Genomic DNA, 21,100 nt, shown 5'->3' with positions numbered 1-21,100 from the left:
ATGGTCGGGTCAGCTGCGGGCGTTCGGTGAAGTCGAAATCGGCATCGAGGCCGGCATCGACGTTGCCGCGCGTGGCGCCGCCGGCGCACCGGTTGCCGAACCTGGTTTCGCTGCGGGCGAAGCGGCCGGCATTGCGCCGTGCTCGACCGACATGACCTTCACCGCTTCGCCGCTTGCGATCGAATCGCCCGGGTTGTCGATCACGCGATCGGTCGACGCGAGCCCCGCGACGATCTCGACATGCGTGCCGAAATCGCGCCCGATCTGCACGGTCTTCAGCACGGTGCGTGCGTTCGCGCCGACCGTTGCGACCGTCACGCCATTCGAGCGAAACAGCAGCGCACTGACCGGCAGCTCGAACGCGGGCGCCGCGCTCGCCACGAGCAGGTGTGCCTGCGCATACGCGCCCGGCAGCAACGCGCCATCGCGATTGTCGACGTCGATCTCGACACGCAGCGTGCGCGTGACCGGGTCGATCGCGCCCGCGCTGCGGGCGACGTGCGCGGCGAAGCGCCGCCCCGGATACTGTTGCGTGGTCAGGTAGACGGCCGTGCCGGTGGAGATGCCGGCCGCGCTGTCCTGCGGCACGTCGACGAACACGCGCAGCGTGTCGGTCTGCTCCAGATGGAACAGTTCGCCCGACAGCCCGGGGCTGCCCGGGGTGCCGCCCGCCGTTACGAGCGTGCCGACGTCGACGTTGCGCGCGGTAATCACGCCGTCGAACGGCGCGCTCACCGATTCGAACGACACGAGCTCGTTCAGATGGGCGGTATTGGCCTGCGCGGATGAGAGCATCGCGCGCTTTGCGTTCATGTCGGCAACCTTCGTGTCGGTGTCCTGCTGCGACACCGATTGCGTCGTCAGCATGTCCTGCCAGCGCTGCGCGGTCGATTTCGCATAGTCGTAGTTCGCTTGCGCGGTCGCCGCGTCCGCGCGCGCCTGGCGCAGTTGCGCGTCGAGGTCGGGCGCCGTGATCTGCGCGAGCGTTTGCCCGGCCTTCACATGCGTGCCGATGTCCGCGCTCCAGTGTGCGATGTAGCCGCTCGTGCGCGCGTAGATCGACGCTTCCGCATACGGCGTCACGGCACCCGGCAGCGTGAGCGTCTGGTCGGCCGGTGCGGCGCCGGGCTGGATCACGGTCACCGGCAGCGCCTGCTGCGCAGCCACCTGATGGCGCTGCGCGGCGCGCGCGTCGATGCGCGGCACGATGCCGATCGCGAGCAGCGCGGCGGCGACGGCAATCGCGGCAAGCGGGACGGCCAGCTTGCGGCCGCGCGGCGGCGGCGGCGTTTCTGGCGCTGCGCCGCGCGCGGCAGGCGGCATCGTTTCCGGTTCGGCAGCCGGCGGCGGGGTGAGAGGTTCGGTCGTGTCGTTCATGATGAGTTCGATGTCGGGCGAGTCGAAGGGAATCGGGATGCGCTCGCGTTCAGCGCACCACCGGCATGTCCTGCGCGCGGCGGGCGGCGGCCGCTTCGCTGCGTCGGTCGAGCCACGCGTGGATGAAGCCGAACAGCACAGGTACGAACAGCAGTGTCGACAGCGTGCCGAACGCCAGGCCGCCGATCACGGCACGGCCAAGCGGGGCGTTCTGTTCGCCGCCGTCGCCGAGGCCGAGCGCCATCGGCAGCATGCCGATCAGCATCGCGAGCGCGGTCATCACGACCGGACGGAAGCGGCTGAATCCGGCCTCGAGCGCGGCCTGCCACGGTGGCGTGCCGCCCGCGATCAGCTCGCGCGCCGCGTTGACGACCAGAATGCTGTTCGCGGTCGCGATGCCGATGCACAGGATCGTGCCGGTCAGCGCGGGTACCGACAGCGTGGTGCGCGTGACGAACAGCATCCATGCGATGCCGGCGAGCGACGCGGGCAGGCCGCCGACGATCACGAGCGGGTCGAGCCACGACTGGAAGTTGACGACCATCAGCAGGTAGACGAGCCCGATCGCGAGCGCGAGCCCGCCGAGCAGCCCGGCAAACGATTCGTGCATCGCCTGCACCTGGCCGCGCAGCACGATCGACGAACCGGGCGGCAGTTGCGCGCGCGCATCGTCGACGAGCTTCGTCACGTCGGTCGTGACGCCGCCGAGGTCGCGCCCCTGCACCGACGCGAAGATGTCGAGCACGGGCTGCACGTTGTAATGCGACACCACGGCCTGCTGCGTCGCGCGCGAGAACGCGCCCAATGCGCCGAGCAGGTTCTGTGCGGGCGCGCCCGCGGCCGGGCCGCCGACGGGCGTCTGCGGCGTGCGTGCGGCACCCGTCGGCAGCGGTATGTTCGCAAGCGCCTGCAGCGAATCGACGGAATACTGCGGTGCCTGCACGATCAACGGATAGCTGACGCCGTTGCGCGGATCGAGCCAGAAGTTCGGCGTCGTCTGCGAACTGCCCGACAGCGCGATCAGCAGGTTCTGCGCGACGTCGCGCTGTTCGAGGCCGGCCTGAATCGCCTTCGTGCGGTCCACGTCGACGTTGATCGCCGGTTCGTCGCCGGGCTGCTGGATGCGCGTATCGACGAGGCCGCGCACGCCGCGCAGCCTGGCAAGCAGCGTATTCGCCACCGCGCGGTTCTGGTCCAGCTTGTTGCCGACGATCTGGATGTCGATCGGCGCGGGCAGCCCGAAATTGAGAATCTGGCTGACGATGTCGGCCGGCAGGAACGCGAACGTGACGCCCGGGAACGACTGCGCGAGCAGGTTGCGCAGCGTCGCGACATAGGCTGCCGTCGGCGCGTGGTTCGGCTTCAGCGTGATGAACACGTCCGCATCTTCGGTGCCGATCGGGTCGGACGCGTCGTACGTGAGGTTGATCCCGCTCGCCGGCACGCCGATGTTGTCGAGCACACCCGCCAGTTGGTTCGCCGGAATCACGGTACGGATGCGCGCTTCCACTTCGTCGGTGAGGCGCGCGGTTTCCTCGATCCGCGTGCCGGTCGGCGCACGCAGATGCAGGCGGATCTCGCCCGTGTCGACCGACGGAAAGAAATCCTGGCCGGCGAACGCGAACAGGCCGGTCGATGCGGCGCACGCGAGCAGGAACGCGGCCGCGAAGCGGCGGCGGCGTGCGATCGCCGCCGACAGCAGCGCGCGATAGCGCAGCCGGACCGCCTCGAAGCGACGTTCGAACCCGGCCTGGAACCGTGCGATGCGCGCGAACACGCCACGCGGCGGCCGGCCGTGTCCCTTCGCGCGCATCAGGACCATCGCGAGCGTCGGCACCAGCGTGCGCGAGAAGAAATACGACGCGACCATCGCGAAGATCACCGCTTCGGCCAACGGCACGAACAGGTAGCGCGCGACGCCCGTGAGCATGAACATCGGCACGAACACGATGCAGATCGACAGCGTCGACACGAAGGTCGGCACGGCTATTTCACCCGCGCCGGTCAGGATGGCCTCTTCCAGTGGCGCGCCGCGTTCCAGATGATGCGTGATGTTCTCGATCGCGACGGTCGCGTCGTCGACGAGTATCCCGACCGCGAGCGCCAGCCCGCCGAGCGTCATGATGTTGATGGTCTGGCCGAGTGCGCCCAGCGCGAGCAGCGACGTGAGCACCGCAAGCGGAATCGATACCGCGATGATCAACGTCGCGCGCCAGCTGCCGAGAAACAGCAGGATCATCAGCGCGGTCAGGCACGCCGCGATCAGCGCTTCGCGCACGACGCCCTGGACCGCCGCTTTCACGAACACCGACTGATCGCCGAGCGCGGAGATATGCAGCGCCTTCGGCAAGCCGGCCGCGATCTTCGGCAGCATCGCCTTGACCTGGTCGATGATCGTCAGTGTCGACGCGCTGCCGGTCTTCTCGACGGTCAGCAGCGCCGCGCGCTTGCCGTCGACACGCACGATGTTGGTCTGCGGCGCGTAGCCGTCGCGAACGTGCGCGACGTCGCGCACATAGACGACGCTGCCGTCGATCGTCTTGACCGGCAGGTTGTTGAGCGCGGCGACCGTCTGCGTGCTGCCGTTCATCTGCACGTTGTACTCGCGCGTGCCGATCTTCGCGGTGCCGCCCGGCAGGATCAGGTTCTGCGCGTTGATCGCGTTCACCACGTCGATGGGCGCGAGCCCCTTCGCCTGCAGCGCGTGCGTGTCGAGATCGACGACGATCTGGCGGATCTTGCCGCCGAACGGCAGCGGCACCGCCGCGCCCTGCACGGTCGCGAGCTGGGTACGGATGAAGCTGTTGCCGAGGTCGTACAGTTGCTGCTCGGCAAGCGTGTTGCTCGACAGGCCGAGTTGCAGGATCGGCACCGTCGACGCGTTGTACGTGATGATGTTCGGCGGCAGCGTGCCGGGCGGCAGGATCCGCAGGATCGACGCGGAATTGCTCGCGGCTTCCGCGATCGCGCGATTGATGTCGGCACCGGGGTGAAAGAAGATCTTCACGACCGACACCCCGTTCAGCGACTGCGATTCGATGTGCTCGATGTCGTCGACGTCGGACGTCAGCGCGCGCTCGTAGTTCGACGTGATGCGCTTGGCCATGTCCTCGGCGGAGAAGCCGTTGTATGACCAGACGATGCTGACGACCGGAATGTCGATGTTAGGGAAGATGTCGGTCGGCATGCGCAGGATCGCGAGCGGTCCCGCGATGAAAATCAGCAGCGCGAGTACGACGAACGTATAGGGCCTGCGCAACGCCAGCCGGACGATCCACATGATGTTGTTCCTCGAAGCAGGGGCATGGGTGCCGCATTCGATGCGGTGAGCCTGCAGTCTGCTGGCGCGGCGTTGACCCGATGCTGACTCGAAGATTACGAAACTGTTATCCGTGCGCGGGTGTTGGATTTCAAGATTGTCATCTGCCGGTCAGCGTCCGGTGCGGGGCGATCGCCAGAATGGACGTGTCAGGCGGCGAATCGCGATTGCGGTCACGCCGGCGGCGCATCGACGATGCGTCTTCATTGAACCGTTCTCGGGAGTTTCATCATGAATCGCAAACTGATCGCAGCCGCACTGCTCGCCGTCGTCGTCGGAACGCCGGTGGCCGCTTTCGCACAAACTTCGTCGTCCGGCGTGACCCGCGCCGAGGTGATCGCCGATCTCGTCCAGGCACAACGCGACGGCGTCGTGCCTACTTCGAACTCCGACTATCCGCCGAGCGCGGCGACGGTCGCACGCAACCGCGAGCTCTACGCGATCGCGCACGGTGAACAGCGCACCGCCATGGCCACTGCGGCAACGACCGTATCGACCGCGAGCGCACAATGAAGCCGGGGAACGTGACAAGGCTCCGTTCCCGGATGGTGGTCGCCGCGCTGCTCGCGGCGACGGCCATGCCGGCCTTTGCGCGCGGGCAGCCGGAATTGCCGAGCGACGACGGCGGCCGTGCCAGCGTGCTGAGTGAGCTGAATCCGACGCGAGTGACCGGCGGTGCGCGGCCGCAAGCTGGCGTCGTCGTTTCGCATCGAAGGGGCGAGACCGACGGGAAGGCGGCGACTTGCCGGAGCTGAGTCTCGTTGAGCGCTGCGGCGACCGCCGTCATACTGCCCGGTTTCGGTCTCGACTGGCGGGTGCGTGCCTGGAATGCATGCAACCGTGCGATCGTGAAGGCGGTCGGTTCGCCCGCAATACCCGGAAAGCGTGCGCCGTTTTCTTTGCCGCCTGCCGCCTGTCATGCATGAGCGCCGGCATGGCAGGACGCTCGAACCGGCGCCGGCCGCACGGCGCGGCGCCGGACCGGTCGATCAACTGATCGGCGGTGCCGTCCCCAGCTTCTCCGACAGCATTCGCTCGTACACGCCAAAGTGGAGATCGACCTCCTTTTGAGTGACGGGGGTGACCGTAATGTTGATCCGGTCAGGCAACAGGCCCAGCACGACCGCAACCGCGGCTTCAAGTTGCGGCGCACAAATCTTGTCCTCCGCCATCGTCGTGCCGACCAGCACGTCGTAGGTCTTTTCCTGCCGGCAGACGACCTCGACCAGCCGCGCCCGCGCGCTCATGTTGTTGTCGATCGCGAGCCGGACGACCTCCGCCACGGTGCGCATCGTCTCGGTCGGAAAGCCCTTCGTCGAGCGCAGCCGGATACGATGCCTGCCAAGCGTGAGCCAGTCCGTGTCGAATTCCATGGGGGCCTCCGTAACGCAGTCTCGATTCGCCGCCATGATAGGAGCCGGCGCAAAAATTTCAAGGGCAAAAACCGCTGCCGGCTCTTGAAATTTTCCACGGAATTCCTATCTTGAATATCGCTCAGGCAGACGCGCGGGTCGCTTCAATCCGCGCGCTGCGTGTTTCGATTTGTTTGCCGGCAGTCCGGCAGGCGAACTGGAGCGCGTAGGCCCGTTCGCCTTCCGGCTGCACTCAAGGAGGATACGATCGTGAGCGATCTTTACTTCGGAACCGACCTCTTCGGCGAGTTCGACCGCCTGCAGCAGCAGATGGCGCAACGCTTCGGCGGTTTCCCGTCCAGCATCCGCGCCGGCCGGTTCGGCGCGTTTCCTCAGATCAACATCGGCGCGACTGACCAGTCGATCGAGATCGTCGCCTTCGCTCCGGGCATCAACGCCGCCGAACTCGACGTATCGATCGACAAGGGCCTGCTGACCATCAGCGGCGAACGCAAATCGACCCAACCCGACGCTGGAAGCGAGACGCGCACCTATGCGCAGGAACGCTTTGCCGGCACCTTCCGGCGCGTCATCGAATTGCCCGATACCGCTGATCCCGACAAGGTTCAGGCACGCTACGAAAATGGCTGCCTGTCGATCAGTGTCGGCAAGCGCGAGTCGTCCAAGCCGCGCGCCGTCGCTGTCCAGTAACCCGAGGAGCCGATCATGACCGACACGACCCAACTGGCTGAACGCGACCCATCCGCCGTAGCGCGTCGCGACACTGAACAGGCCACGCGCCGGATCACCCTCGTCCCGGCCGTCGACATTTACGAGGACAGTCAGGGCGTCACGCTGTGGGCCGATTTGCCCGGCGCGACGAAGGACAAGCTGGACGTCAAGGTTCACGACAGCAGCCTGTCGATCGAGGCCGAGGCAGTGGTGCCGACGCCGGCAAATCTGCGGCTGCAGCATGCCGAGGTCCGCGAACCGCACTTCGCCAGGACGTTCACGCTGTCACCGGATTTCGATACGTCGAAGATCGAGGCGAGCCTCCAGGACGGGGTGCTGAAGCTGACAATCCCACGCCGCGACGAGGCGCGCCCACGGCGCATCGAAATCAGGACCAGCTGACGCGCCAGCGGGGGCAGGGTGGCAACCAGGGCGTCACCGCGGAACGGGAGCAGGGAGCCTCGATGCCTGATAGGACGCAGGAGCCGTGAAAAAGGGCACGCGATCCACATCCGCACGATCCCCGTGCGGCGGATCGTGGCACGCGTGTTTGCACCGGACGGCTACATCGCTATTGCGCGGATCGAACGCAGCGGTGAGGTGTGGGCCGACTGGCCTCTGCCGCGCCTAGGCGAACGCTGGACGCGCGCGGCCGAAGGGCAGCGCGACGCGCTCGAGTACGCGGTGAAACCGATCGATCGCGGCGTGCCTGGAGCAGTCGAAGCTCAGGGCGCGCTCGCGACCTGATGGGCTCGTCGCCGCCACGCCCAAAGCAGATTGAAGATGAATCGGAGGACGCGATGAATACTGATCCGAAAAAGTGGAACCCCTTCAAGTTCCTTCGCGGAGCTGCCCGCAAGTCCGATGCGGAAGACCCGGAAAGCCCGGAAAGCACGCCGGCAAGCGACCCGTGGCGGGCCTCGTGGCCTGACATTCCGCGACTGTTCTCACGCGAACCATGGCGTGCCATGGAGGAGTTCTTTCACGACCCGTTTGCTGGCCGTGGCGCGCTCGAACGATGGTTTGGCGACTTCAGTTCGTCGCGCTTCCAGCCGCGCATCGACGTCGTCGATGAAGGGCCGATACTGCGCGTGACCGCCGAACTGCCCGGCATGGAGCGCGAGGATCTGAATGTGAGCGTCGAGGACGGGGCAATCGTGCTGCGCGGAGAGAAAAAGCAGGACATGCGCAGCGAGGAAAACGGCTGCTACCGGCTGGAGCGCGCCCATGGAAGCTTCGTGCGCACGATCCCGATGCCGGAAAACGCCGACCCCGCTCACACGTTGGCCAAGTTTGACAACGGTGTCCTCACGCTGACCGTGCCGAAATCCGAGCCGGCCAAATCCACGAGTCGCACGATCGAGATCGGCTGATATGACCTGCGCGCCGATCGGTTTCGGTTTTCGGATGCGTTATCGACGAACCGTGTAGCGTTCCCAAAAGGATGCCTGGTTCGCGTTGTTCGACCACGAAACACGGACGCCCGACTTCTTGAAGACTGAGTAGATGTCGCGACCGCTAAATGGCTTGACTGGTACTGGACACAGGTGAAGGAGCGAGCGCCGAACTCGGGGTCTCGTCGATCCGTAGCAGCCGCCCGGCGTTGGCAATCACGATGAACGTGCCGACGTTGTGCAGGATCGCGGCCCACACCGCGCCGAGCACGCCGGTCGCGGCCAGCGCGATCACCGCGAGCGTCCACGCGAGCCCGATCGCCGCATTGGCGGTTGCCGTGCGCCGGCAGTGCCGGCCGAGGCGGATGCAGGTCGGAATCCGCCGCAGGTCGTCGCCCAGCAGCACGACGTCGGCCGATGCGATCGCAATATCGACGCCGCGCTCGCCCATCGCGATGCTGGTCGAGCCGGCCTTGATCGCCAGCACGTCGTTCAGCCCGTCGCCAACGACGAGCGGATGCAGGCCGGCGCCGATCTCGCGCATCACATAGTCGAGCTTGTCGTGCGGCAGCGCTTGCGCGACCACCGTCTCGATGCCGGTCTCGGCCGCGACCTTGCGGGCGACCGCCTCGCGGTCGCCCGTCAGCAGCGTCTGCCGCGCGAGGCCCAGCGCACGCAGCTCGGCGAGCGCTGCGTGCGCGTCGGGCCGCAGCGTGTCGGCGAAACCGAACCACGCGAGCAGCCGCCCGTCGAGCACGAGGCCGACGAGCGGCCCATCGAATCCTTTCGGAGGTGACGGCAAGTCACCGGCATGGTCGGCGAGCAGCGCGGGCCGGCCGAGTACGGCTGTGCCGTCCGGCGTGTCGGCGACGACGCCGAGCCCGCGCAATTCCCGCGTGCGCTCGAACGGCGCGACGGCGGCGCCGGTGAGGCCGGACGCGGCGGCGTCGCGGACGAGCGCGCGGCTCGCCGGGTGCGCGCTGCTTTCGCCGAGCCGCGCAGCCAGCGCGCGCGCCTGCGCCCCGTCGACGCCGGGCTGCAGCCACACCTGCCGGACCTGCAATTCGCCGCGGGTGAGCGTGCCCGTCTTGTCGATCACGAGTGCGTCGACCTCGGCGATCTTGTCGAGGAACGCGGCATTGCGAAACAGGATACCGTGCCGCGCGCCGACCGCGATCCCGGCGATCGCCGTGGACGGCGCGGCGAGCACCAGCGCGCACGGGCATGCGGCCACGATGACCGCGAGCATCGCCGACGCGTTCGCGGACGTGAACCAGACGATCGCCGCAATCAGCAGCACGAGCGCGAGATAGGCGCCCATGTGTCGCTCGAGCACCTGCGTCACGGGCGGTTTCGCCTGTTCCGCGTGCTGCATCAGCGCGATGATCTTGCCGAGCGTCGAATCCTGGCCGGTGTGGGTGACCTCGATGCGCAGCACGCCGTCGAGGTTCAGTGCGCCGCCGTAAACGGTGCTGCCTTCGTCGACGTCGAGCGGCACGGATTCGCCGGTGATCGGCCCGTTGTCGACGCTCGACGTACCCGACACCACGATGCCGTCGACCGGAATCCGCGCGCCGGCCACCACTTCGATGCGGTCGCCCGTGCGGAGCGCGTCATACGCGACTTCGGCCACGCTGCCGTCCGCGCCGATGCGGCGCACGCGGCCGGCCGTCAGCCGGCCAAGCGCGCGGATCGCTTCCTGCGAGCCGAGCACGCTGCGCTCTTCGAGCGCGTGCCCGAACGTCATCACGATCGGCAGCAGCGCGGCCGTCGTCATGTCGCCGATCGCCCAGGCGGCCAGCATCGCGAGCGCGATCAGGCGATCGGTCACGCCGTGCAGGCTCGGCGCGCGCAGGCTGTGCCACGCGCTCGCAAAGACGGGCCCCGCGACGATCAGCGATGCGAGTGCGGCCAGCATCTGAGCGAGCGTGTCGCTGCCGGACGACAGCATGCGCCACGCGAACGACAGCACGAGCAAGCCGCCCGCGAGCAACGCCAGCGCGATCTGCCGCGTGATCGTGCGGCGTTCGTCGGTGGACAGCGCGTACACCGTCGTGGCGGCGGGAGCGGGGTCCGGCGTTGTGGCCGGTTCGGCGAGCGAATTCATCGGGCGTTTCCGGGCAGGATCAGGTTCGAAGTATCGCGCGGATCGATCGTCGTCACGCGTCCGGCTTTCGACAGCACGCGCTGCACGCGATCGCGATACAACCGCGCCAGCAGGCCCGGATCGCCGTTCTCGCGCAGCGTCGCGTCGAGCTGCCGGATTTCCAGCGTATTGGTCTGCGCGGTCGCGACGCGTTCGGCCGCGCGTGCCTGCGCGTCCTGGACAATCCGGTCCGCGTCCTGCTGCGCGTCCTGCCGCCGCTGTTCGGCGGCCGTGCGTGCTTCGGCGATGGTCCGCTCGGCGAGCTGCAGCGACGTCAGCACCGAGTTGAACGCATCGGCCGCCGCGCCGGGAAACGCGGGCTGCACGTCGACGCGCGCGACTTCGACGCCGAGCCCCACGTGCGCTGCGTCGAGCGCGCGCAGGTGCCGCGCGATCGCGTCGGCGAGATCGCCGCGCAACCGCTCGCGACGCGCGGCCATCTGCCGGTCGGCGGCCAGTTGCTCGGGCCGCGCGACCAGGATTGCGTCGAGATCGCGGGTCGCCGCGACCTCGACGGCCGATGCGGACACGATCCGTTCCAGCGCCGCGTCGAGACGGTCCTGCTGCAGCACATACGCGTACGGATCGCTGACCCGGTAATAGAGGAGCGCGCTCAACGCGACGGCGCCGCCGTCGCCCGTCAGCACGTAGCCGGAGCCGGCGAGCGCGTCGGGCAGTCGCGCGACGCCCGCCGCGGACGGCGCAAGCGCCCGCGGATTGCGGTCGAGCGAGCGGATCCGCTGCTCGAGCACGCGCGCGGCACCCGGCACGAGCAGGACCGACTCGAACGGCCGCGGCCACGCGATCACGAGCCCGGCGTCCTGGGTGCGTACGAGCGCGCCGAAGCGCATCACGACCGCGCGGCTGTCCGCCGGAATCCGCCGGATGTTCGAGCCGGCCCACGCGCACGCGGCGAGCACCGCGAGCGCGGCGACGAACCAGAACGACAGGCGCACGGCCTGGGCGCCGGGCCCGAGCGGCGGTGCGGACGGGCCGCTCATCGTGCGGCCTTGTGCGTCTTGGGCGCCGGCGCGGCCTGTCCCGACGCGTCGGCCGGGCCCTGCACGAGCACGCGGAACGGCGCGGCATCGGTGCGCAGGATCAGGTTCGTATTGGTGCCGACCACTGCGTTCAGCGTGTCGAGCGAACGCAGCATCGTGTACAGATGCGGGCTGCCCGCATAGCTCTTGCCGTAGATATCGGCCGCGTCCTTGCGCGATTGCGCTTCGATGCCGGCCGCTTTCACGTTCGCATCGGCCAGCGTGATGCGGGCGTCGCGCTCGGCGTCCGAACGGATCTGCGCGGCCTCGCGATTGCCGTCCGCGGTACGCTGCGCCGCCACGGTCTCGCGTTCCGCGCTCATCCGGTCGACCGTCGCGGCGAGCGTGACGGCCGGCAGCGTGAGCCGTTCGAGCCCGACCTGGGCGACGCGCACGCCATAGGCCGCATAGAGCTGCGCGTCGATCTGCCGGCGCAGCGTGTCCTCGAATTCGCCGATCTTCACCTGGGCCGGATCGGTGTTCACGAGCGACGCGAGGTCATACCCGGCGGAGGTCGTCTGCAGCGCGGACCCGACCAGCGAGCGGATCTGGCGCGCCGCTTCGTCCGGCTCGTTGCCGACCGCACGCATGAAACGGCCGATGTCGCGCGCATCGGCCGGCACGCGCCACGCGACGTAGGCCTCGACGATGATGCGCAGTCCGTCGCGAGTGCCGACGTCCTGCAAGCCGCTCGATGTGGTGTGCAGGCGCAGGTCGACAGGCGTCACCGCATCGATCGGCGCAGGCAGGCGCCACGCCAGCCCGGGTTCGAGCAGCACGCGCACGGGGCGCCCGAAGCGCGTGATCACCGATGCCTCGCCGGCCCGCACCTGCACGAAGCTCGCGACCGCGAGCGCGACGAGCACGCACAGCAGCGCGACGGCGACGCGCAGGCGGAACGCGCCGGGCGGCTGCGGTGCGCCGCGATGCGCGTGGTGGTCGTGGCCATGGCCGTGGTGCGCATGATCATGCGCGTGCGAATGAAACAGACTCACGATGTCGCCCCGGATGCGGCGTCGCCCGCGTGCGGGGCAGCGGCACGGCCTGCCGCCGTGTTGCGCCGCCCGCGCGGAAATCGCCGCGACATGTCAATGGATGCCGGCCAGATCGCCGGCGGGAGTGTTGCGAAGATCGACGGTCGCCCGCGTGCCGTCGGCCAGCCGGTCGTCGATGATCGTCATGCGCGCGTTGCGCAGGCCGCGTTGCAGCCGATCGAGGTAATACTCGAACGGAAACGCGGGGCCGCCGAGCCGGTACGCGACCAGATCGGCGTCGAAATCGATCCGCTGCACGCGTGCCGACGACAGCGTATCGCCCGCCTGCGCTTCGGCTTGCGCGACCCGGACGAGCGCCTGCTGCTGCGCGTTGCCGAGCAGGCCGGCCGCGAACCCGCGCGCCTGCGCGACGCTGCCCTGCGCGCGGATCTGCGCGGCCTGCACATCGTGAAAGGCGGCCGCCGCGCCGGTCGGCGGGTGCACGCTCTCGATCACGACCGCGATCACGTCGACGCCGCTCTGCAGCCGGTCGAGCTGCTGCTGGATCGCGCGCTTCAGCTGGTCGGCCATCGCGGCCTGATTCGTCTCGAGCAGCGATTCGAGCGTATGCGACGCGAGGTAGTGGACCAGTTCGCGATTGGCGCTCACCCGCACCGTGCTTTCCGGGTCGATCGTGCGATAGAGCGCCGCACGGGCATCGGCATCGGTCGGACCGAGACGGTAGTCGACCCGCACGTCGGCGTTGACGATCTGGAAGTTCTGGCGGTCGCCGTTCGCGCCGGCGATCACCTGGGTGGTGTCCCACGGATGCGGCGCATCCCAGAGGCGGTCGAGGCGTTCGGGCGTGGGGCCGTCGGCGAGCACGGCAGGCGTGCCGGCTCTGTCGTCGTTCGCGCTGCCCGCGATCGCGACCTGGTGCACGGCGCCGTTGTCGACGATGCGCGCGCGCCCGAACGGCCAGGGCAGGCCGACGTGCAGGCCCGGCTGCCAGACCGCGACCGGCGCGCCGAAACGTTCATAGACCGCGCGCTGCTCCGGGTTCAGCACGACGACGGCGGTGAGCAGCCACGCGCAGGCAACGGTGGCGCCGAGCGCGCCGGGCAGCAGCCGCACGAAGCTGCGCCAGCCCCAGCTTTGCCGCAGGTCGATGCCGTAACGATGACGCAGCTCGGCGCCCAGCGACGCGAACGGCGACGGGCGCCGGCTCAACAGGCCGGCGATCGCGCTGGTCGGCACGACGGCGCCACGCGGCACCGCAAACCACGACAGCACGCCGCGCAGGGCCAGTTCGGCGGCCACGGCTGCGTTGAGCAGCGCGGCGGCATGCACGAGCCCGTCTGCCGAGCGGTGCCGGAACGCGAACCACGCGGCGGCCAGCGCGCCCGCGAGCGCGGTGACGAGCGCCACGCGCAGCATCCGCATGAGCGACGCGGAAACCGTCGAGCCGCTTGCGGCCGCCGCATGATGGCGTTCGGCGACGAGCGTGAGAAAGGCGAGGACGATGCTGGCCGCGCCGGCCGCGAGCGTGGGTTCGGACGCCGCCATCGCGCGAATCAGCGTGGCGGGCGACGGCGGCAGCCACGCGAGCGCGGCAAGCACGACGGAGAGCACGCCGCCAGCGGTGACGGCCCACGGCCGCCAGTCGATCGCGGCGGCGATCGCCGGCCACGGGTGGCCGTCGTGCTCCGGTTCCTGCTTGCGGCGGAACGCGCTGCCTAGCCAGTCGGCGAGCAGCGTGGCGGCCGATCCTTGCGGCGGATGCCGGCGTGCGCGGTCGGCGAGCAGCGCACCAATGGCGACGACGAGCACGTTGCACCATGCGCTGGCAAGCGGGGCACACCAGCGCAGATCGACCGGCAGGATGTCAACGGCGCTCAGCGTGCCGAGCGAAGCGACCAGCAGCGCGGCGGCCCATGCGGCCGGCGCGAGCGCGTCGCGGCCGGCCGGACTGTCGGGAATGTCGTCGTTGCCTTCCGCCTGTTGCCCCATCGGGGTTCCTTACGTACGCGTTACAGGGCGCAGGTTCCTGCGCGGAATTCTGCGAGCGGCAATGTAGCGCGGCGGAGGATGAAACTCAAGGCGGCCAACGCGATTGGGACAATGAGCAAAACATTCTTGTCGATCGGCCATTAACGGCATCGCGGGCAACAAGCCTACCCGACACAACGGTCGAACACCACGGCCTCACCGACCGCATGACTCTCTATAGGGGCCGTATCCACTCTGGTTTTCCGGACCGTCTCGAAGCGACGACAAAATGGTCGGGGAGAGACGACAAGCGTCTATTGGCTTAGCGTCGGGTAGCGTCGGGTACGTGCCTGTCCTCGACTATGCCGCGGGCGCAACCGTCGCTCCGATGATCTTGTGCCGTGCGTTTGCCTGGGCGACGAACCCCGATGCCTTCGCTTCGTCGACAAGTGCCCGCAATGCCTCAATGGTGGTGATGCGAAGGCATGAAACATCGAGGGTGAAGAAAGCCAACCGTTGCAATCGGCTCGATGAATAAAAAGGCTGGCCGATGACTTGGCCAGCAAAAATGGTCCTGGCGATCCGAGGGTGATGTGTGCCAGAACCACGGGCACTGAACGGCGTGCGCGTGCAGACAGACGGGCATGTCAAACGATCGGTCCCGAAAATCGGGGCTTTTCCGGCTCGAGCGCTCGAAACAATCTGTGATCGCAGTTTAGGCCAGGCTAACGGATGCGACCAGGTGTGCACTCACGCTCGGAAACTTGAAGGCATCGTCGGGCTTCGGTACTTCCCATGTCGCGATCATCGCGTCAGTCGGAAGATAGTCAGGATCGGCCGACGCGACACCGGCCCACATGCCTTGAGACACCTGTTTGCCATGGAGATAAAAGTGCAGCTCCTGGCCAGCGCGGTCGCAAGTACATCTGATTCTCTCCACCGATTGGCTCAATCCTCTAATCCGTGCGACTTGGTCGCGATCCAGCTCGAACATGGCACTCATCACCCCGTCGCAATCGCCAATGCCAATCATGTTGCTGTCATCAGTGAACGTCCACGTCGGATGCGGCGTGCCTAAGCGCAGCATAAAAAAAGCTGCGGATTCTGAACCAACCATAATGTTTCTCTCGAAAAAATACGTCGCTTTACTAACTGAAACTTAATAAAAACGCTCGCTCATCCAATCCTGTTCTCCTCGCCGTTCCTGGATGCTCGAGTGGAAGTACCCCAGCCTTGCAATGGGCGGGCGCAACATTGAAACTTGAAACGCCCTGCGCCCATAGCTTGCGAAGCACCTACACGCTGGCCTGACGAGTCACGGGTTCTGCGGCGATACTGTCCGAACCGGAAAGTCTCACCGCAACAGCAGCTGCCGCCGTGCTCCCGTAGACGTTGAGGGCGGTTCTCCCCATGTCGAAAAAGGCGTCAACGCCCAAAAGCAGCAGCACCGCATCGGCCGGCAACCCGATCGACGTCAGAACGATGGTGATGGCTACGATCGCCCCGGAGGGCACATTGGCTGCTCCGTCGATGGTGATGATCGTCAAAATCAAAATCGTAATCACCAGCGGCCAAGACCAGACAAGGTGATATGCGTCGGCCAGGTAGCCGACCGCAAGGGCCGTGTAGAGGACTGCGCCGTCGCGATTGAAAATATATGCCAGAGGCAAAATCGTGGACGCCACGCCGTAGGGAACGCCCAATTCAACCAACTTCTTCAGGTGCAATGGGTATGTAATTTCAGACGAACGCGTCGTGAAACCAAGGATCAGTGGTTCCTTCACCTTCCTGAGAACGGCGAGAGGCGACTGGCCGGCGACGCGAATGACGGTGGTGAGTACAACCGCCAGAACCGCCATGCCGAGATATGCCACGCCCAGAAGCTCGATAAGCGAGTGCACGCCGGCAAAGCCCTTAGCCGACAACAGCTGCGCGAGCGCGGCGAAGATCGCGAGCGGCGACCATGCGATCACCCACTGGGTCATCTTGAACAGTCCCGACAGCAGCGCCTCGAAAACGGCAATCGCCGGCTCGGCACGCTCCGGGGCAGCCGCCAATGCTGCGCCGAAAATTACGCCGAAAACGAGCACGGGGAGAGAATTCCCTGCAGAGAGCGCAGCGACGATGTTTGCGGGGATCAAATCAACGAGAAATTTCGTCCAGTCGATGCTGGACGCGAGAGCTGTGGGCATCGATCCAGAGTGAATCACGCTCGCACCGAGACCCGGTCGAAATACAAAGTTGAGCAGCAGGCCGAGCGATGCAGCCAGGCCAGTCATCAAAACGAAGAAGCCGATACTGGACAGTGCGACCTTTCCAAGCCGCTCGCGAAGTCGGCCCGCACGAAAGACACCGACCGTGACCGACAGGAAGATCAACGGCATGACGACCATCTTGATCGCGTGGCCGAACATCGCGCTTAGAAAGCCCAGCTTCGCGGCAAAGCCCGGAGCAAACACGCCGCAAGCGACGCCCAGGACAAGTCCGCCAAGCATTTGCATCGGGAGGGAAGGTCTCTTATTTTTCGTGTTCATACCGCGCCTTTAGCAGTTTTATTCGTGCGGGAGTACCGTCAACGATGTGATTCCACATATGCTGACGCGCAAGCTCGCCGTTGTTCGCTTCGATTGCGTGAAAGATGTGCAGGTGCTCGATCGTGCCGCGCCGAACGGTTTCAGCGTCGCCACGCGGGAGTTCGTTCAGGGCCAAGGTTTGGGCCCGCAATAAACCATACGCCGATGATATTCGCGCGTTTCTTGCGGCGGCAAACAACGCTTGATGAAACACCCAACCGACACGTTGCTCGAGCATAATGTCTGCGACGTCTCGGTCAATCAGCTCCTGCATTTTCTCTGCCGCCTCGCGAAGGCCCGCCGTTACTCCCGACCTGGCTGCAAGAAACGCTGCTGTACTCTCGAGGGCCAGCCGCATTTCAAAAATTTCGCGGAGATCGCTCGTAGTCGGCGATGCGACATAGGTCCCACTCTTTTCGATCACGACGACCAGCCCTTCAGACTCAAGCAAATGCAATGCGCTGCGCACCGGCATTTGGCCGAAGCCAAGTTCGTCCGACAGGCCTCGGTGGGATACTTTCTGCCCAGGCGCAAGGCGGCCGTCAAAGATCCTCGATCGGATCTCGTCGTAGGCAAGCTCTGCATCTGTCGAGACTTTCGACGTCATCTGTGATCGCAGTCAGCGTATGATTAGAAAAGAAGCGGCGGATAGGAAATTACCCTTAATGGTAACGCCCGGCAACTGTTAATTTTGCGAGTGGGTATGCCGAAAGAGAACCGGAAGAAAATCTGCGTTACGAAGAGAGCTGAAAATTATATGACTTCACAAGATGTGCGCTTTACCATCTGTGCCGTCCGTGCGGAAGAAACCTATCCCCTCAGGGCCGCCATCTTGATGGCAGGAGATGAGGAGGGGAGCGCTCTACCCGGAGACCTCGCCCCAACGACAATGCACTTTGCCGTTCGTGATAACGAGAGTATTGTTGCTGTGGCGTCCGTGTGTAAAGAAGGACAATCCGGCGTTTCGAACTCTGAAGCCTGGCGCCTTCGCGGCATGGCCGTCCATCCATCGGTACGAGGTCTAGGATTCGGACGCCTTCTGGTCAATCTGTCCATTCGCTATGTCCGCGAACAGCGTGGAATTCTGCTCTGGTGCACGGCGCGCGAATCAGCATACCCATTCTACGAAATGCTCGGCTTTAATCGCGATCCGATACCGATTTCAATGCATGGTCGCGACGACATGAGATTCTATCTAATGCAGCGCGAGATCGAGTGCTGATTTTAGTCTGCTACTGACGTTCGATCGCAATCGGGGGGCGATAGATGGAAAGGAATCGTGCTGTTCTCCGCCAAGCAAGTTCAAGTCTGAGGGCCAGTCCAAAGTGTACGGAAAAATGCTGACTCTGATGTCGGGGACAAGTAGCGGAAGCAAAAGTCGCTACCTGGAGTTTTTCCGAACCAAAATTTGGAAAAGCGCGATTTCCTAGCCTCAAAGTGACCTTACCCCGATCCAGGTAAGCCTGACTTGCGCTTCGACCACGTGCCGATCTCCAACGTCTCCTTCGGGGAACATTGAGGGACCGTTGTGGGTCGACAGCACGCATTCACTGGCAGGGACAGAGGAGGCGACTGCTCCCCCCTTTGTCGCAGCGAGCGCGGGCTACACCGGTAAAGGGTATGGAAATCCAAGGGTCCCGTGTTGCGCCGCACAATATATTCCGGTATCATTCGCGCCCCCCACAAGCTGCGCATACCGGATTTTGAGCGAGGCGTCCCGGCCTCGACTATCTGTGCGTATCACGATTCCGTCCGCATCCCGGCAGGCAACCCATTCTGGCGTCATGCTCGCGACGATCGTCGGCTCATCTGTCGAGGAGCATGTATTGGCAATTCCTGATCGGAACGATTCCACATCCCCTGAAATCACAGCCACGGCAAAAGCCGGCCGCCGCGCGTCAAAGGGAAAGGCCCAGGCCCTGACGCCGACGGACATCGCGTCACTGGCACGCCAGAATGAGGAGCGCCAGCGCCAGATGCGCGCGTTGATCGCGCTCGGTCGCGAGCGCGGCTATCTCACCCACGCGGACATCAACGATCACCTGCCCGACAACTTTACCCAAACGGCGGCGATGGACACCATCGTCAGCACGTTTAGCGACATGGGCGTGGCCGTGTACGAACAAGCGCCGGACGCCGAAGCGCTCCTGATAACCGACGCTGCGCCGGCCGTAGCATCCGACGATCAGGCGGACGAGGAGGCGGAAGCCGCGTTATCGACCGTCGATTCCGAATTCGGCCGCACCACGGATCCGGTTCGGATGTACATGCGTGAGATGGGGGCCAGCGAACTGCTGACCCGCGCCGGTGAAATCGAGGTCGCGAAACGGATCGAAGATGGTCTGCAGGACATGATTCAAGCGATTGCCGCGTGCCCGTCGATCGTGTCCACGATTCTTGCCGATGTCGACCGCATTTTTGCCGGCGAACTCCGCATCGACGAACTGGTCGATGGCATCAGTGTCGACGCAGATGAAAGCGAAATGATGCCGGAGTCCCAAGAGGAGAATGAGGAACCACTCGCCGCCGCCGATGATTCGGACGAAGACGACGTCGAAACGGACGCCGGGGATTCGGAGAAGGTGAACGCCGCACGCCTCGAAGAACTCACGAACGACAGTCTTATGATTTTCGCGCGCGTGCGTGCACTGTTCGAGCAGTTGCCGGATGTACCTGTCACTGGCGATGCCCGTTCCGCAGCCGCTGCGCAAGTGCGCACGGCGATCCAGCGTGAACTCGCGCCGATCCGCTTTACCGCCAAGACCATCGACCGCCTGTGCGCCATTGTGCATGGGCAAGTGACTGAGGTTCGCGCAATCGAGCGCAGCATCCTGGCGATTGCTGTCGACCGTTGCGGCATGCCGCGCGACGCGTTTGTCGAGTCGTTCCCGGGCCACGAGACCGACCTCGAATGGACGAACCGCACGGCGGCGACTTCGCAGCAGTTTGGCGCGGCGCTCGAGCGACATCAGCCGGCGATTCAGGCGGCGCAGCAGAAACTCGTCGACATCGAGTCCCGGGTGTCGTTGCCGCTCCAGCAGCTCAAGCAGATCAACCGCCAGATGAGTGCCGCGGAACTGAAAATGCGGCAGGCCAAGCGCGAGATGATCGAGGCGAACCTTCGTCTTGTTATTTCAATCGCCAAGAAATACGTGAACCGCGGCATGCAGTTCCTGGATTTGATCCAGGAGGGCAATATCGGCCTGATGAAGGCCGTGGACAAGTTCGAATACCGGCGCGGCTGGAAGTTCTCGACCTACGCGACTTGGTGGGTCCGGCAGGCTGTCACGCGTGCGCTCGCCGATCAGGCTCGGACCATTCGCGTGCCGGTTCACATGATCGAGACGATCAACAAGCTGAACCGGATATCGCGCGAAATCTTGCAACAGACAGGGCAGGAAGCGCATCCCGCGGTGCTGGCAAAGCGCATGGAGATGTCCGAGGAGAAAGTGCTCAGTATCCTCAAGATCGCCAAGCAACCTGTCTCGCTCGAAACCCCGGTGGGTGACGACGCAGATGCAACGCTCGGCGACATGATCGAGGATGTCTCGGCGAGTTCACCGGTTGAGGCGGCGATTCACGCGAACATGCGCGCGGCGATCGACGAGGCACTCAGCGGGTTGTCGCCGCGCGAGGCCAAGGTTCTGCGGATGCGATTCGGGCTCGACACAAACTCCGATCACACGCTTGAAGAGGTCGGCAAGCAGTTCGACGTGACTCGCGAGCGGATCCGTCAGATTGAGAGCAAGGCGATGCGCAAGCTGATGCATCCCAGCCGTGCGGACAAGCTCAGGCCCTTTCTTGAGCGCTGAGGCAAGCCGGGCGTGGTATCCCTTCGACGCCCGGCTCCAGACTTGCAGCGATCACGCGTCGGCCTGATCGTTGTCCTGACCGGGCGTGATCGCTGTGGGGAAAACTTACAGCGGCTTGATGCTGGCAGCCTGCTTCCCCGATTTGTCATACCCGGATTCAGATGTCCACCTTCCAGCTATTTAAAAATGTCCGGTTTTCAGGTTGGTTTTGCTACTTCTGTTTCCTCGCTTTAACCGTTACGCAGTGTCGAAGGTCGGCGCTTGAACGGGCAGGGCGCTCACGTCTGTTTCTCCAGTTTTTGCAGACCGACGGCCAGGTTTTTCTGGTGGCTTTGCGGTTTGCCGGCGTTGCGCCAGATCCACGATCACATGCTCGACGTCGGCCTGCGTGA

Annotated in this window: 18 protein-coding genes and 1 pseudogene; 8 read left to right on the top strand and 11 right to left on the bottom strand. The window is 65.5% G+C overall.

What is annotated here, in order from left to right; genetic code table 11:
• Positions 1–9: 9 nt before the first annotated feature.
• The gene (locus tag BFF94_RS14520) at positions 10–1,377 is read right to left on the bottom strand and encodes an efflux RND transporter periplasmic adaptor subunit (RefSeq protein ID WP_219139489.1); all 1,368 of its coding nucleotides are present in this window, start codon (positions 1,375–1,377) and stop codon (positions 10–12) included.
• Positions 1,378–1,426: 49 nt separating this feature from the next.
• Entirely contained in the window at positions 1,427–4,657 is a 3,231-nt protein-coding gene (locus BFF94_RS14515) for an efflux RND transporter permease subunit (protein ID WP_128848905.1), read from the bottom strand.
• 270 nt (positions 4,658–4,927) lie between these two features.
• Between BFF94_RS14515 and BFF94_RS14510 the strand changes: the two genes are divergently transcribed.
• Entirely contained in the window at positions 4,928–5,209 is a 282-nt protein-coding gene (locus BFF94_RS14510; RefSeq protein ID WP_128848908.1) for a DUF4148 domain-containing protein, read from the top strand.
• Positions 5,210–5,241: 32 nt separating this feature from the next.
• The gene (locus BFF94_RS14505) at positions 5,242–5,451 is read left to right on the top strand and encodes a hypothetical protein (protein ID WP_219139537.1); all 210 of its coding nucleotides are present in this window, start codon (positions 5,242–5,244) and stop codon (positions 5,449–5,451) included.
• Between the two features lie 234 nt (positions 5,452–5,685).
• On the opposite strand, the gene BFF94_RS14500 is transcribed toward BFF94_RS14505, so the two are convergent.
• Positions 5,686–6,069, bottom strand: coding sequence for a hypothetical protein (locus tag BFF94_RS14500; protein ID WP_128848913.1), 384 nt, complete (start codon positions 6,067–6,069; stop codon positions 5,686–5,688).
• 249 nt (positions 6,070–6,318) lie between these two features.
• On the opposite strand from BFF94_RS14500, the gene BFF94_RS14495 reads away from it, so the two are divergent.
• From BFF94_RS14495 to BFF94_RS14480, 4 genes are all read left to right on the top strand, one after another.
• Positions 6,319–6,759 (top strand): Hsp20/alpha crystallin family protein, encoded by a 441-nt coding sequence (locus tag BFF94_RS14495; protein WP_128848916.1) that lies wholly within the window; start codon positions 6,319–6,321, stop codon positions 6,757–6,759.
• 15 nt (positions 6,760–6,774) lie between these two features.
• Entirely contained in the window at positions 6,775–7,182 is a 408-nt protein-coding gene (locus tag BFF94_RS14490) for an Hsp20/alpha crystallin family protein (RefSeq protein ID WP_128848919.1), read from the top strand.
• Between the two features lie 144 nt (positions 7,183–7,326).
• A complete protein-coding gene (locus BFF94_RS14485) occupies positions 7,327–7,527 on the top strand; it encodes a hypothetical protein (RefSeq protein WP_246637313.1) in 201 nt (66 codons plus the stop codon).
• Positions 7,528–7,580: 53 nt separating this feature from the next.
• Complete coding sequence (locus BFF94_RS14480; RefSeq protein WP_128848922.1) at positions 7,581–8,153, top strand: Hsp20/alpha crystallin family protein; 573 nt, start codon at positions 7,581–7,583, stop codon at positions 8,151–8,153.
• Between the two features lie 145 nt (positions 8,154–8,298).
• On the opposite strand, the gene BFF94_RS14475 is transcribed toward BFF94_RS14480, so the two are convergent.
• The 8 genes and pseudogenes from BFF94_RS14475 to BFF94_RS14445 all read right to left on the bottom strand — a co-directional run bounded on the left by BFF94_RS14475 (position 8,299) and on the right by BFF94_RS14445 (position 17,503).
• Positions 8,299–10,281, bottom strand: coding sequence for a heavy metal translocating P-type ATPase (locus BFF94_RS14475; protein ID WP_219139488.1), 1,983 nt, complete (start codon positions 10,279–10,281; stop codon positions 8,299–8,301).
• Positions 10,278–11,321, bottom strand: coding sequence for a protease modulator HflK (gene hflK, locus BFF94_RS14470; RefSeq protein WP_219139487.1), 1,044 nt, complete (start codon positions 11,319–11,321; stop codon positions 10,278–10,280). Before hflK (BFF94_RS14470) ends, BFF94_RS14475 begins: the two co-directional genes overlap by 4 nt.
• Positions 11,318–12,355, bottom strand: a complete 1,038-nt coding sequence (gene hflC, locus BFF94_RS14465; protein WP_128843570.1) for a protease modulator HflC — start codon at positions 12,353–12,355, stop codon at positions 11,318–11,320. Before hflC ends, hflK (BFF94_RS14470) begins: the two co-directional genes overlap by 4 nt.
• Before the next feature lie 93 nt (positions 12,356–12,448).
• Positions 12,449–14,344, bottom strand: a complete 1,896-nt coding sequence (gene hflK / locus BFF94_RS14460; protein ID WP_219139486.1) for a protease modulator HflK — start codon at positions 14,342–14,344, stop codon at positions 12,449–12,451.
• Positions 14,345–14,683: 339 nt separating this feature from the next.
• Positions 14,684–14,788: pseudogene (locus tag BFF94_RS37870) on the bottom strand (ABC transporter substrate-binding protein); the annotation flags it as partial.
• 250 nt (positions 14,789–15,038) lie between these two features.
• Entirely contained in the window at positions 15,039–15,440 is a 402-nt protein-coding gene (locus BFF94_RS14455; protein ID WP_219139485.1) for a hypothetical protein, read from the bottom strand.
• 178 nt (positions 15,441–15,618) lie between these two features.
• Positions 15,619–16,857: a dicarboxylate/amino acid:cation symporter gene (locus BFF94_RS14450; protein WP_164497741.1), complete on the bottom strand. Its 1,239-nt coding sequence runs from the start codon at positions 16,855–16,857 to the stop codon at positions 15,619–15,621.
• Positions 16,841–17,503 (bottom strand): GntR family transcriptional regulator, encoded by a 663-nt coding sequence (locus BFF94_RS14445; protein WP_128843572.1) that lies wholly within the window; start codon positions 17,501–17,503, stop codon positions 16,841–16,843. Before BFF94_RS14445 ends, BFF94_RS14450 begins: the two co-directional genes overlap by 17 nt.
• Positions 17,504–17,653: 150 nt before the next feature.
• Between BFF94_RS14445 and BFF94_RS14440 the strand changes: the two genes are divergently transcribed.
• Together BFF94_RS14440 and rpoD are read left to right on the top strand one after the other, a co-directional pair.
• Positions 17,654–18,118, top strand: a complete 465-nt coding sequence (locus BFF94_RS14440; protein ID WP_128843573.1) for a GNAT family N-acetyltransferase — start codon at positions 17,654–17,656, stop codon at positions 18,116–18,118.
• Between the two features lie 562 nt (positions 18,119–18,680).
• Positions 18,681–20,708 carry an RNA polymerase sigma factor RpoD gene (rpoD, locus tag BFF94_RS14435; protein WP_246637312.1) on the top strand — a complete coding sequence of 676 codons (2,028 nt, stop codon included), beginning with the start codon at positions 18,681–18,683 and terminating at the stop codon, positions 20,706–20,708.
• Positions 20,709–21,100 lie beyond the last annotated feature (392 nt).

Source organism: Burkholderia catarinensis, from assembly GCF_001883705.2.
GTDB lineage: Bacteria > Pseudomonadota > Gammaproteobacteria > Burkholderiales > Burkholderiaceae > Burkholderia > Burkholderia catarinensis.
Note: the sequence above shows the minus strand (reverse complement) of the source record. Positions and strands in the feature narration are given on the sequence as shown.